This is a genomic window from Arthrobacter sp. MAHUQ-56, from assembly GCF_019710585.1.
Lineage (GTDB): Bacteria > Actinomycetota > Actinomycetes > Actinomycetales > Micrococcaceae > Arthrobacter.
On the sequence record NZ_JAIFZQ010000002.1, the window covers coordinates 55,118 to 67,269 of the forward strand.

General features: G+C 66.6%; 16 protein-coding genes. 8 read left to right on the plus strand and 8 right to left on the minus strand.

Annotated elements, in window-relative coordinates:
- Positions 1-3: 3 nt before the first annotated feature.
- Positions 4-597, minus strand: a complete 594-nt coding sequence (locus K4G53_RS00325; RefSeq protein WP_221383503.1) for a DUF1992 domain-containing protein — start codon at positions 595-597, stop codon at positions 4-6.
- Positions 598-671: 74 nt separating this feature from the next.
- A complete protein-coding gene (locus tag K4G53_RS00330) occupies positions 672-1,160 on the minus strand; it encodes an SRPBCC domain-containing protein (protein WP_221383504.1) in 489 nt (162 codons plus the stop codon).
- Positions 1,161-1,283: 123 nt separating this feature from the next.
- Here K4G53_RS00330 and K4G53_RS00335 point away from each other — a divergent pair, with 123 nt between their 5' ends.
- Positions 1,284-2,012, plus strand: a complete 729-nt coding sequence (locus K4G53_RS00335; protein ID WP_221383505.1) for a Type 1 glutamine amidotransferase-like domain-containing protein — start codon at positions 1,284-1,286, stop codon at positions 2,010-2,012.
- Positions 2,013-2,051: 39 nt separating this feature from the next.
- Here the strand turns inward: K4G53_RS00335 and K4G53_RS00340 are convergent, their stop codons facing one another.
- The gene (locus K4G53_RS00340) at positions 2,052-2,783 is read right to left on the minus strand and encodes a GAF and ANTAR domain-containing protein (protein ID WP_221383506.1); all 732 of its coding nucleotides are present in this window, start codon (positions 2,781-2,783) and stop codon (positions 2,052-2,054) included.
- Between the two features lie 272 nt (positions 2,784-3,055).
- On the opposite strand from K4G53_RS00340, the gene K4G53_RS00345 reads away from it, so the two are divergent.
- The 5 genes from K4G53_RS00345 (at position 3,056) to K4G53_RS00365 (ending at position 6,286) form a co-directional block, all read left to right on the plus strand.
- A complete protein-coding gene (locus K4G53_RS00345; RefSeq protein ID WP_221383507.1) occupies positions 3,056-3,307 on the plus strand; it encodes a hypothetical protein in 252 nt (83 codons plus the stop codon).
- Entirely contained in the window at positions 3,304-4,077 is a 774-nt protein-coding gene (locus K4G53_RS00350) for a GAF and ANTAR domain-containing protein (protein WP_221383508.1), read from the plus strand. The genes K4G53_RS00345 and K4G53_RS00350 overlap by 4 nt, the downstream gene beginning before the upstream one ends.
- A 248-nt stretch (positions 4,078-4,325) precedes the next feature.
- Positions 4,326-4,523 carry a hypothetical protein gene (locus tag K4G53_RS00355; RefSeq protein WP_221383509.1) on the plus strand — a complete coding sequence of 66 codons (198 nt, stop codon included), beginning with the start codon at positions 4,326-4,328 and terminating at the stop codon, positions 4,521-4,523.
- A 209-nt stretch (positions 4,524-4,732) separates the two neighbouring features.
- Positions 4,733-5,185, plus strand: coding sequence for an SRPBCC family protein (locus K4G53_RS00360; RefSeq protein WP_221383510.1), 453 nt, complete (start codon positions 4,733-4,735; stop codon positions 5,183-5,185).
- A gap of 63 nt (positions 5,186-5,248) precedes the next feature.
- Positions 5,249-6,286 (plus strand): nitronate monooxygenase, encoded by a 1,038-nt coding sequence (locus K4G53_RS00365; protein ID WP_221383511.1) that lies wholly within the window; start codon positions 5,249-5,251, stop codon positions 6,284-6,286.
- Between the two features lie 110 nt (positions 6,287-6,396).
- Here K4G53_RS00365 and K4G53_RS00370 read toward each other — a convergent pair whose 3' ends face one another.
- Complete coding sequence (locus K4G53_RS00370) at positions 6,397-7,437, minus strand: NAD(P)-dependent alcohol dehydrogenase (protein WP_221383512.1); 1,041 nt, start codon at positions 7,435-7,437, stop codon at positions 6,397-6,399.
- A gap of 191 nt (positions 7,438-7,628) precedes the next feature.
- On the opposite strand from K4G53_RS00370, the gene K4G53_RS00375 reads away from it, so the two are divergent.
- A complete protein-coding gene (locus K4G53_RS00375) occupies positions 7,629-8,522 on the plus strand; it encodes a helix-turn-helix transcriptional regulator (protein ID WP_221383513.1) in 894 nt (297 codons plus the stop codon).
- Here K4G53_RS00375 and K4G53_RS00380 read toward each other — a convergent pair.
- Positions 8,519-8,977 carry a VOC family protein gene (locus K4G53_RS00380; protein WP_221383514.1) on the minus strand — a complete coding sequence of 153 codons (459 nt, stop codon included), beginning with the start codon at positions 8,975-8,977 and terminating at the stop codon, positions 8,519-8,521. The genes K4G53_RS00375 and K4G53_RS00380 overlap by 4 nt on opposite strands.
- 108 nt (positions 8,978-9,085) lie before the next feature.
- Here K4G53_RS00380 and K4G53_RS00385 point away from each other — a divergent pair, with 108 nt between their 5' ends.
- The gene (locus K4G53_RS00385; RefSeq protein ID WP_221383515.1) at positions 9,086-9,508 is read left to right on the plus strand and encodes a universal stress protein; all 423 of its coding nucleotides are present in this window, start codon (positions 9,086-9,088) and stop codon (positions 9,506-9,508) included.
- An 80-nt stretch (positions 9,509-9,588) separates the two neighbouring features.
- On the opposite strand, the gene K4G53_RS00390 is transcribed toward K4G53_RS00385, so the two are convergent.
- The 3 genes from K4G53_RS00390 to K4G53_RS00400 form a co-directional block, all read right to left on the minus strand.
- A complete protein-coding gene (locus K4G53_RS00390) occupies positions 9,589-9,984 on the minus strand; it encodes a cupin domain-containing protein (protein WP_221383516.1) in 396 nt (131 codons plus the stop codon).
- Between the two features lie 35 nt (positions 9,985-10,019).
- Positions 10,020-11,240 (minus strand): MFS transporter, encoded by a 1,221-nt coding sequence (locus tag K4G53_RS00395; protein ID WP_221383517.1) that lies wholly within the window; start codon positions 11,238-11,240, stop codon positions 10,020-10,022.
- A 69-nt stretch (positions 11,241-11,309) separates the two neighbouring features.
- Complete coding sequence (locus K4G53_RS00400) at positions 11,310-12,092, minus strand: oxygenase MpaB family protein (RefSeq protein ID WP_221383518.1); 783 nt, start codon at positions 12,090-12,092, stop codon at positions 11,310-11,312.
- Positions 12,093-12,152 lie beyond the last annotated feature (60 nt).

The following is a 12,152-nucleotide window of genomic DNA, read 5'->3' on the forward strand; positions in this document are numbered from 1 at the left end:
CCCTTAGCCCGTCCCCTTCCACAGCCGCTGCCACCACGACCGCTCGGGCTCCGGTTCCCGGGCTGGCTCCGGAGTGCGTGCCGCCCGGCGCTGCCGCCAGCGCTCCACGTCCCCCTCCACGTCCCGGGTCTTGGTGATGACCGGCGGACCGCCCTGGAGCTGCCGGCGGGCGTCGATCACACGCCGGTTGAAGTCCGCCAGGATGTCGCGGACCTGCTGCTCGGTGTACTGCGCGTCAAGCTTGGCGTCGAGCCCAGCGTCCTCCGTGCGCAAGAGGATGGCCGCGGGTCCCAGACCACTGATGTTCTCCCGCTGGATAAGGCCCTTGACCCACCAGTCGGGGTCATAAGACTCGCCAAGTCCGGGAATTGGCTTGCCGGCGTACTTGAGGTTGTCGAACTTGCCCTGCGCCATGGCGTCCCGCACGAGGTATTCGGCGCGGGCAGCATCGCTGACCTTCCTGCGCTTCCCGCGTTCCTTCTCCTCAAGGGCATCCAGGGCGGCTTCCTCTTCGGCGCTGATGCCCGCACCCCGGTACGAGCGGACCTCCGCCGCCCGCTCCAGTCGCTTCCGGAAATCACTTGCCCCGCTGCCCACTCCTGCCACCACCGATCGCGTTGCCCCTGGTCCAGTATTCAGAAGCTTGCCGCGCCAATCAACGCCCAGGCGGGTCAGCGCCCGGCGAGGATACCGTCCATCTGGCCCACTGCCTCCCTCAGGCCTTCTTCCATACCCATGGCCATAATTTGTTCCAGCTGTTCCTCGGACTCGAAGGTCGACAGCATGGTCATGCGCGTCCGCTCCCCCAGCGGTTCCAGGCTCACCGTCGCATGGCTGATGCCCAAGTCACCGGTGGGTTTGCCGTCGCTGTCGGCGAAGCCGTCGTTGAATTCGAGCCGATGCGGCGCGTCGATGCTGGTGAACTCCCACCAGCCGTGCGATTTCTCCCCCTGCGGACTTGTCATGTAGTAGCTGGCTTGGCCACCGGGCACGAATTCGTGCTTGTAGAACGTGGCCGGATAGGTGGGCGGACCCCACCAGCGCTCCAGCTGCCGCGGGTCCTCGAAGAGCTGCCAGACGCGCTCCGCGCCGGCCTCGAACTCGGCAACGAGGGTAAGGCTCAGGGCCTCAGGGTTCTTATCCGTACTGATGACTGTCATGGCAATGCCTTCCTAACCTTCAGCGGGAACGCCGGCTATGCGGGCGGCAGGTTGCCGCCAGATCTGTTCATATTCGTCGGGCAACTGCCGTGTCAACGGTTTGGCCGCCGGTAGTTTGATCCCATGAGCATCTACCTGGCCGGCGCCGGGCCGGATCCTGCCGGCTTTCCCGACGTCTTTGACCGGTTCGCGGCGGACGCCTCCCGTCGCATCGGGCCGGGACGTCCGGCAAGGATCGCGGTCGCGGTGCATGGCACCGGCGCTGGAGCGCCGGATCTCCTGGCCGCCTACACGCAGCCCCTCCAGGCAAGGATCACCTGCGAAATTGCCCCGGTGCTCCTTGAGGCAGGCGTGCCCGCTGACCCGGCAATGTTCGACCGCGTGGATGCCTTGGTGGTGGGCGGCGGTCTCACTCCGGCCTACTGGTCAGGGCTGCACCAGGCGGGCCCGGCAATCCGGCGGCTGGTTACCGCCGGAGCCCCCTACCTCGGGTTCTCCGCAGGGGCCATGGTTGCGGCCGAAAGGGCACTGATCGGCGGCTACCGGATCAACGGGGTGGAGGTGTGCGGCGAAGAGTGCTCCGAAGGCCTTGATGCCGTGGACCTCCGTGATGGCTTGGGGCTCGCCCCGTTCGCCGTGGATGTGCACGCCGCACAGGCGGGCACACTAAGCCGCGCGGTGGGCGCGGTGGCTGCGCGGCTCGTGGAACGCGCCGTCGCCATCGACGACGGCACCGCCCTGGTGCTGGAGGCTGCCGGCGGCCAGGACTACGACGTCGTAGGCCGCGGCAACTGCTGGGACATCCGCAACCAGTCCGGCGCCGCCGTCGTGTCCGTCCTGCCGGCCGGCTGACCACAACCGTCCGCCCAACCCCGCCGGCTGGAACGGTGGCTACGCGTCGAAGTGGGTCTTGATGCCGGAGCCGGAGAGCTGCTCGATCAGTTCCCTGGCGACGTCCCGCAGCTTGCGGTTCCGGTTGCTGGACACCTTCGTGAGGATAGCCATGGCCTCCTCCTGGGAGCAGCGGTTCTGGGCCATGATCACCCCGCAGGCCAGGTTGATGGCGGTCCTGCTCTCCAGGGCCGCTTCCAGGTCGTCCGCCCGGTTCTGGGCGTTGTTGATGCGCACCGAAAGATGCAGCGCGTTGTGGGCGGCGGCGGCGAAGCCAATCGCCTTGTCGTACACGTCCGCGGTGAACACTCCAGTGCTGGTGGCGAAAAAGTTCAGCGCCGCGCTGGCATCGGCGGTAATTTCCAGCGGCACTCCCAAAGTACTGTGGACGTTCCGTTCCGTCAGCTGCCGGCAGTAGGTCCGCCACCTCGAATCCTTGGCGACATCATCGATGAGGACAGGGGTCATCTCCCGCAGCGCCCGGATACAGGGCCCGTCGCCCAGGGCCTGTTCCAGGTTGTCGAGTTCCAGTGCCCGCGCACTGCTCGCGGCGACGGTGGCCGGCCGCCGGCGGAGCTTCAGGGTGACGGCGCATTCGATGTCGTCCCCGGCAGCTTCGGACACTGCCGCGGCAGCCAACCCTGAGAGGCCGGACAGGAATTCCAGCGCGTTCCCGGCCCCCACGAGGATTTCCTGGAGGAGAAGGACGGACTCGTTATCGGCATTTGGCATGGGTTCATCCTACTGTCGGCAGCCAGGACAATGGCTGTTTGTACCCGGCCAATCACCCCCAGCCTGTACCGGAATAAACCGCGGGGGCGTACTGTCAGAGGTAGGAGATTTCGGGATAGTGACTGATCCGGAGGTTGAATGCAGGGGCCGCCCGCGCTGAGAGCGGAGGCCGCAAGCCAGGGGAAACGCCCCCAGGCGTAACAAAGGATCGAGGCCGGACGGCCCATGAAGAACGCACCCACCACATCCACACAGAACTGCGGCGCGCAGGCATGACCGCAGATTGGACCCGTGGCCCGGACCAGCAACTGGAGGCCGACGAGGAACGCCATGGAGCGGCGGAGCGTTTCCGTGACGCCGACTTCCCGCTCATGAAGCTGTGGACGTATTACTACGGAATCGGCGGGGATGTTGACGAGGTGTCCCTGGACGCCTACCTCAATGAAGCGCTGCGCCTTCCTGCAGCGCAGGTAGGCCTGATCAAGACCGCCATGACGGAACTGGCCGGAGACGACGACCGATGACCGGAAACGATGGACAGGCGCAGGAGCCGGACGGCCTGGCTCAAGCGGCGGACACGGACCCGGTGCATTCCTTCCAGCAGATGGTGCTGGAGAACCCCGACATTAAGGGCTTCCTCGCTGAACTGGCCCTGCTCGCTGCCGCCCGGTTGTCCGTTCCGGGAAACAGCATCCACGCGGGTGTCACGGTGCTGAGGCGCAAGAAGCCCGAGGCCGTGGCCGCCAGCGATGCCGCCGCCAGAGCCTTGGATGAATTGCAGAACGGCTTCGGCGACGGTCCGTGCCTCACGGCACTCCGGCACCGGACCACCATCCTGGTCCCGGACCTCACCGCGGAAAGCCGGTGGGCACCCTACGTCCAGACCGCCGTGGACCACGGCGTCGCCTCCATTCTTGCCGTCCCCTTGGACCTTGCCGGCGACGCCGAGGCCGTCCTGAACCTGTATTCCGGGTGCAGCCACGGGTTTTCCGGGGAGGACATCACCTCGGCGGAGGCCTTCGCCGGGCAGGCAGCGAGCTCACTGCGCCTCATCCTCCGGATCACCCAGCTCAGTGACGCCCGGAATGACCTGTCGGCTGCCATGCATTCCCGGACCGTGATCGACATGGCCGTGGGCGCCGTCATGGCGCAAAACCGGTGCGACCGGGATACAGCCTTCAGCATCCTGACCAGGGCCTCCAGCACCCGAAACGTCAAACTCCGGGATGTGGCGGCCACGGTGATCACGTCCATTTCAGGGGAAGAGCACATCACCACCCACTTTGACGAGTAGGCAAGGCGCCGCAAAGAAGCGCTGTGGCGCCGGTCACACGTGATGAGACTCACTCGCAATAAAACGCTTTTCGGCTGGGCCAGCCCCTCCGGTTTGGGCACTATGGAATGGAGGGCGGGAATCTCCGCCTTGACATCCTGGTGACGCAACGAGGCCCACCGGTGAGCCACAGCCCACCGACGCCCCGGAGCGCGGACAGGCCGAACCCCGGCGCGGATCGCCGGACCGATGTAGGAAAGTACTGAACAATGACGTTTGACACTGCCAAATCCGTATCCCTGAAGATCTGGGACAGGGCCGCACTGCACGAGACCCTTGACTCCGCGGTCAGCGCCCTTTCAGCCCGCCACAACACCACCAACTGCCGCATCGCCGTCACCTGCAGCGGTCCCAACACGTTCACGCTGAGCGTGCGGGGCGAGGACCACGCACTGGCTTCCGTCTAGGCGGCCCCGCCTCAGAAGGGGAGCGGATGACGGCGGGACTTTCCCGCCGTCATCCGCTCCCCTTCTCTTTGGCCTTGCGACCTATGGGGCTTTGGTCCCTGTCTGGCGCTGATCCGGCGCTTATAGCCTCGATAGCAAGGCCCGCCAGCCGCGCCCGACGCGGCGCAGGACAAGCCGGGGGGGCCTGACCGTCGCAAAAGGAGAATCCAATGGGCCATATCAAGGTGAGCATGCCGATCGATGCGCCGGTGGAGCGTGTCGTAGAGATCGCGTCAGACCCTACGCACTGGGCCGCCTGGTGGGTCAACCTGGGCGAGGCCGAGAAGATCGAGGGCGACGGCGGAGTGGGAACCGTCGTCGAACACAAGTACCTCATGGCGGGCGTTCCGTTCCACGTCACCACCCGGGTGACCGGGCAGGAAACGACGGCGGCCGGCGGGCAGCGGTTCCGCATCGAATTCGAAGGCCCGCTCAAGGGAAAGCAGACGTGGGACTACGATCCCGCCGGGAACGGCACCACCCTCGTCACGGCCGAGATCGACTACAACGTGCCCGGCAGTGCGATCGGCAAGTTGGCGGACGAAGTCATTATCGAGCGCATGCAGGAACGCGCGCGCCAGCAGACCCTCGAGAACCTCAAGCTCCTGGTCGAAGCCGGCTGACGCCCGGCAGCGCGGAACGGCGTAGCATTCGTCAGGTATGCGCAGCCAGCCAGAAAGGGACCCATGACTATCCAGCGGAAATCCAGTCGGTTCAGTCTCGAGTCCCTGGCCCTGCCCGTCATCCAGGCTCCGATGGCCGGTGGCCCGTCGACGCCGGCCCTCGCCGCGGCAGTCAGCGCCGGCGGCGGGCTCGGTTTCCTTGCGGCCGGCTATAAGACGGCTGCCGCCACGAAGGCCGAGATCGAAGCCGTCCGGGCCCTGACGGGGGCGCCGTTCGGCGTCAACCTGTTCGTCCCCCAGCCATCGGTCATCAGCGCCGAAGCGCTGCAGCAGTATGCACGCACGCTCGAACCGGATGCTGAGCGCTTCGGCGTCAGCCTCGGCGAGCCCAGGCATGACGACGACGACTGGGACAACAAGGTCGAAGTCCTGCTGGACCTGGCCCCGGCGGTGGTTTCCTTCACCTTCGACATTCCCGACGCAGCGGTCATTGCGGCCCTCCGGGAACGGGGCATCTGCGTGGTTGCCACGGTGACAGGCCGCGGGGAAGCCCTGCAGGCACTGGAGGCCGGGGCCGATGCACTGTGCGTCCAGGGCCCCGAGGCCGGGGGCCACCGTGGAACGTTCGATGCCGCAGGCGCTTCCCCCGAGGTTGGCCTGCACGGGATCCTGGAGGAACTGCGGGACCTTGAAGTGCCCCTGATTGCGGCCGGCGGGATCACCACGGCAGCCGATAGCCGGGCCGCCCTCGCCGTCGGTGCCGTGGCCGTCCAGGCGGGTACGGCGTTCCTGCGCGCCGATGAGGCCGGAACCAAGGCGGCCCACCGGGCCGCGCTGGCAGCGCCGGACCGGTTCACCACCACTGAGGTGACCCATTCCTTCTCCGGCCGCAACGCCCGCGGGCTGCTGAACGAATTCATGCGCCGCCACGACGGCGACGCGCCCCGCGGGTACCCGGAGATCCACCACCTCACCACTCCCCTGCGGGCCGCGGCGGCAGCCGCCGGGGATCCGGACTGGCTGAACCTGTGGGCCGGCGTCGGCTACCGGAGCACCGTCGAGGGCCCGGCCGCCTCCATCCTGGCGAGCCTTCGGCCCTAAGGCCTGGGCCGCCGTCGGACGTTCTCCTTAAAACCCGACTTAAAGCCCGACTTAAAGCCCGACGGCGGGCCGCGCCTTTCGGAGCAGCCCGCCGCGCAACGCCACACGACTCAGAGCGTGGCGGTGTCGATCACGAAGCGGTACCGGACGTCGGAAGCCAGCACGCGCTCGTAGGCGTCGTTGATCTTCTCCGCCGGGATGACCTCGATCTCGGCGCCGATACCGTGCTCGGCGCAGAAGTTGAGCATTTCCTGGGTCTCGCGGATGCCGCCGATCATGGAACCGGCGAAGGACCGGCGGCCGCCGATCAGGGCGAAGGCGTTGACCGGGAGCGGCTCGGCGGGGGCGCCCACATTCACCAGTGCGCCGTCGAGCTTCAGCAGCTGCAGGTAGGAGCTGATGTCGATCGAGGCGCTGACCGTGTTGATGATCAGGTCGAAGTGACCGGCGAGTTCGGCGAAGGTGTTCTCGTCGCTGGTGGCGTAGTAGCGGTCGGCACCCAGGCGAAGGCCGTCTTCCTGCTTCTTCAGGGACTGCGACAGGACCGTCACCTCTGCACCCATCGCATGGGCAATCTTGACGGCCATGTGGCCCAGCCCGCCGAGGCCGACGACGGCGACCTTCTTGCCGGGGCCGGCTCCCCAGTGGTGCAGCGGTGAGTAGGTGGTGATGCCGGCGCACAGCAGGGGCGCGGCCACGTCGAGGTCCAGGCCCTCGGGGATGGTCACCACGAAGTCCTCGGTGACGACGACGTGGGTGGAGTACCCGCCCTGGGTGATGGTCCCGTCGCGGTCCACGGCCCCGTACGTGCCCACGTTGCCCTTCAGGCAGTACTGCTCCTCGCCCTTCTGGCAGTTGACGCACTCCTTGCAGGAGTTGACCATGCAGCCGACGCCGACGCGGTCGCCCACCTTGTGGCGGGTGACCTTGGCGCCTACTTCGGTGACGATGCCGGCGATCTCGTGGCCGGGGACCAGCGGGTACTGCTGCGGACCCCAGTCGCCGCGGACGGTGTGGATGTCGGAGTGGCAGATGCCGGCAAACTTGATCTCGATCAGGACGTCGCGGGGGCCGACGGCGCGGCGTTCGATGGTGGTTGCAACCAGGTCCTCGGTGGCGGACGGGGATGCGTAAGCCTTGACGGTGGTCATGGTTCTCCTGTGGTCTGTTGGGGGATGTTTGAAATGCTACCCGGGCCGAATGACATCAAACCCGGAAACGAGCCGGTTTAGCGAGGCCCTGCTGTAACTGGTCTTGGGAGTCCTACCCTTGGCCGGTGACTTCTTCGGTGGTTCTGGCAGTACCTCCTTAGGGATCCTGGATTCGTCGTAACGTGTTCCTCATGGATAACCGAGCCGAGGTCCGACAGTTCCTGTCCTCCCGCCGCGGGCGCATCAGCCCCGAGCAGGCGGGAATCGAACCGTACGGCGGCCGGCGGCGTGTGCCCGGGCTTCGGCGTGAGGAAGTGGCCCGGCTGGCCGGCGTCAGCGTGGACTACTACACGCGCCTGGAACGGGGAAACCTCAGCGGGGTCTCGGACAGCGTCCTGGACGCCATCGCCGGTGCCCTGGAGCTGGACCGGGCGGAGCACGACCACCTCTACGACCTGGCCAGGGCAGCCAACACCTCGGACCGCAAGCGTGCCGCGGGCGCAGCCGGTTCCACCCCGTCACGGGTGCGGCCCGAGCTGCAGTACCTCCTGGACACCATCACCGGGGCGCCTGCGTTCATCGGCAACAACCGGCTGGATATCGTGGCCGCCAACACCCTGGGCTACGCCCTGTACTCGGACATGTACCGTACCCCGTCGCGGCCGGCCAACCACTCCAAATTCATCTTCCTTGACCCGCGCGCCCACAATTTCTACACGGACTGGGACCGGGCAGCGAAAACCAACGTGGCCATCCTGCGCCGGGAAGCGGGACGGAATCCGCACGACAAGGGGATCGCCGAACTCGTTGGCGAACTGTCAATGCGCAGCGACGAGTTCCGCACGCTCTGGGCCGCGCACAACGTCCGGCGCCACTACGCGGGCACCAAGTTCTTCCAGCACCCCGTGGTGGGGCTCCTCGAACTGAACTACCAGGTCCTCGGCCTGGAAGAGGACCCGGGGCACACCCTTACCGTCTATCCCGCCACTCCCGGCAGCCCCTCCGAGGAAGCCCTCAAGCTACTGGCCTCCTGGGCTGCAACGGAGAACATCGTGGCAGCGGCGCAGGCGCCCGTGCGCAGCTAGGAGGCTGCGGGGGCGTCGCCGCCGGGTTCATAGCCGACCAGCCAGTGGAGCCCATAGCGGTCGATGACCTGGCCGTCGGAGGCGCCCCATGGCGTCGGGGCCAAGGGGTACACCACCCTGCCGCCGTAGCTGAGTTTGTTGAACCACTCATGCAGAATTGCAGGTTCGGCCGCGCCCAGCAATGAGAGCATCACGCCTTCGAACCGGGCGCTCTTGCCACCTGCCGGGGTATCGGAACCGGCCAAGGCGACAGGACCCGTGAGCTGCCCGTGGGCGATGGCATCCGGCGCACCGCCGGTCCGGCCAAACTCCTCATTCGTATGCAGCGACAGCCGGCCCCCAAAAATTTCCGCGTAGAAACCGAGCGCCTCGCGGGCCGTGCCGGGAAAGCTGACATAGATTCCGGGTGCAGTCCTCCGGCCAGCATACCGATTGGCGCGGACCACCAGTCTCATGAATGAACCGGCGTTCAGGGACCGTGTGCTTGGCCGGGGCTCCAGCCGCGTACTCCCTAGACTGGCAAGTGAACGTTTTCTGCCAGGACGAGACGAAGGAGCAAGTAAATGGGCAATGTAGTCGTTGTGGGCGTGGATGCCAGCCCGTCGGCACGGAAGGCTGCGGAAGTAGCCCTGGGTCTGGCGGAGTCGCTGGGGGCATCGCTCCATGTGGTGACCGCCTTCGAAGCCGAGAACGCCGAAACCTTCGGCGTGGGATCAGACAAGGTCAGGATTTCCAACGCGGACAGCTCGGAAATGGTGGCGAAGTCCCTTGCCGCGTCCCACCCGGGCGTGCAGATCACCCACTTCGCCGCCCGGGGCAAGCCTGCCGATTCCCTCATCAAGGAAGCCATCCGCCTGGACGCCCGGGTGATCGTTGTGGGCAACCGGAGGATGCGCGGCATCGGCCGCCTCCTGGGCAGCGTCGCCAACAGCGTGGCGCACAACGCCCCATGCGATGTCTACATCGCGAACACGTACGAGGACTGACCTGTCACACAAGGTAGGTGGGCGGACGACGGCGGAACCTCCCGCCGTCGTCCGCCCACCTTCTTCTGTGGCTGGGCTGGTCAGGCTCCGTATTCCGCATCGGTGACGTGGTCGAGCCAAGTCACCACCTGCCCGTTTCCGTCGGCTTCCTGCACCGCGATGTGCGCCATGAAACGGTCCGGGGCGGCCCCGTGCCAGTGTTCCTCTCCCGGCTCGATGTAAACCACGTCGCCGGGGCGGATTTCCTGGATATCCCCGCCGCGCCGGGCGACCAGCCCGATGCCGTCCGTGACGTAAAGGGTCTGGCCCTTGGGGTGGTAGTGCCAGGCCGTGCGGGCACCGGGGGCGAACCGGACGTGCGCGCAGCCGATAGCTGATTGTTCGTCGGGGTTCCGGATCCCGTCGATCTGGACCGTCCCGGTGAACCATTCGGCGGGCCCGGCTCCGGTCTGGCCGCCGCTCTTGGTGTATTTCATGTTCTCCTCCTGTTATTGGTGTATCCGTTGGTGACTCATGTTGCCTGCATGTTGGCCCGGGAGGTCACGAAGGTCAGGACAACGGAGGCCGCAAGAATCGCGGCGCTCACCAGGAAGGTGCCGCCGTACCCGGCGGCGTCGAACAGCACGCCGCCCAGGGTCGACCCTCCGGCAATCGAGGTCTGGACCACGGCGACCATGAGCCCACCACCCGCCTCCGCGTTGTGAGGCATGGCCGCCGCCACCCAACTCCACCAGCCCATGGGCGCGGCGGTAGACAGCAGGCCCCACAGACCCAGGAGAAGCACGACGGCGGCGATCGAGCCGCCAGCGGGAACAAGTACCGCCGCGATGACGGCCATGAGAGTTGGAATGAAGAGCAGCGTCCGGTACAGCCCCTTCTTGAGGAAACGGCCGATGAGGACGGTACCCGCAAAGCCGGCAACACCGATGACCAGCAGAACCAGCGGCACGGTGGCCACGTCCACATGCGTCACCGTCTCCAGGAACGGGCGGACATAGGTAAACAGGACGAACTGCCCCATGAAAAAGGACCCGCACGCCGCCATCCCCCACGCGACATTCCGGCTCCTGAAACCGGCGAAAATCCGGAAGACGCTTTGTGGTGCCGCCGTGCCTCGTTCGACCTTCATGGCGGGGAGGCTGATCCACTGCCACACCAGGGCCAGCAGGGCCACCGGCACCAGGCAAAGGAACGCGCCGCGCCAGCCAATGACGGAGCCCACGTAGCTGCCCAGCGGCGCCGCCAGGACTGTGGCAAGGGCATTGCCGCCGTTAAAGACCGCCAGGGCACGCGAAACCTGGTGTGCCGGGACCAGCCGCATTGCGGTCGCTGCGGACATGGACCAGAAGCCACCGATCACCACGCCGATGAGGGAACGGCCGACCATGAAGAGGAGGTATCCCGGCGCCAGGGCCACAACGGCTCCCGAGACAGCCATCACGGCCGTCAGGCCCAAAAGGAGGGTCTTGCGGTTCATTCCGCCAGCCAGCGTGGACACCAACAGGCTGGTCAGGACGGCGAACAGGCCGGAGATGGCGATTCCCTGCCCCACCATCCCCTCCGAGACCTGGAGGTCTGCTGCCATCGGCGTGAGCAGGCTGACCGGCATGAATTCGGAGGCGATCAGCGCAAAAACGCACAGCGACATGGCAAAGACGCCTCCCCAGTGGGCAGGGTGTTGCCCGCTGGGGGATCGCAGGCCGGTATTGGTTGCGGTGGTGTTCGTCGCCATGGTTTCCATCAAACCGGGCCTCGGACGGCCTAGCGAGGGCCCCGCTGAACCTGGTTACACCAGACCCCCTTACCTCGCCAGGTCCTTGTCGAGCTCGGCAAGGCAGTAATCCTTGAACCAGTGCCTGATGCCGCGCGGCAATCTGGGGTAGGCCACCGACAGGATCCGCATGGTCCGGTCGAACCGACGGGCGTGCAGGTCGCTCCAGGGAAGCCCGAAGTCCACCCGCACGTGGTACGGAAGGAGCCCGGCGGTGAGGAACCTGGCCGGAGGCATGATGGCGCGGTACCAAAGGGGCGTGTGCTTAGGAAACAGCAGGCCGCGTCCGACGCGCACGCCGGCGTCCTCCGCTTGCAGCCTGGAGATTTGTTCCTCCCAATACCGGGCGAAGGCCGCCCGGTCCTTGGGCCACATGCCCGCCGGGAGCTGCAGGGCTGTGCCAATCCGCGCATAGTCCTGGTACATCGCATCGGCTGAGTCGTCGTCGAGCGGTCCGTAGATTTTTTCGATGATGGTGACTGCTGTGTCGTAGAGCGTGGCGACCACCCAGAGCTGCAGCTCGGGATCGTAGGCGTTGTACCCGGCAGAGGACCCGTCGGCCGGCCGGCGCACCGGTACATGGGCACGGTTCACCCTGCGGCGGACCTCTTTGAGTTGTTCCTCATTGCCGTACACGACGGCGTACACGTACGTCAGGGTGCCCTTGAGCCTGTTGACGGGGCGCTGGGTGAAGGTGCTGTGCTCCGCCACTCCGCTGCCGATCGCAGGATTGGCCAGTTGCAGCAGGATCGCCCGCCCGGCTCCGGCGAGCAGGATGCCTTCCGCGCCGTAATCAGCCATTCCCTGCACCATGGGAAAAGGGTACCGTCAGGCGCAGCACGGGGGGACGGGGCCTTTGGCCTCTTTCCGTGG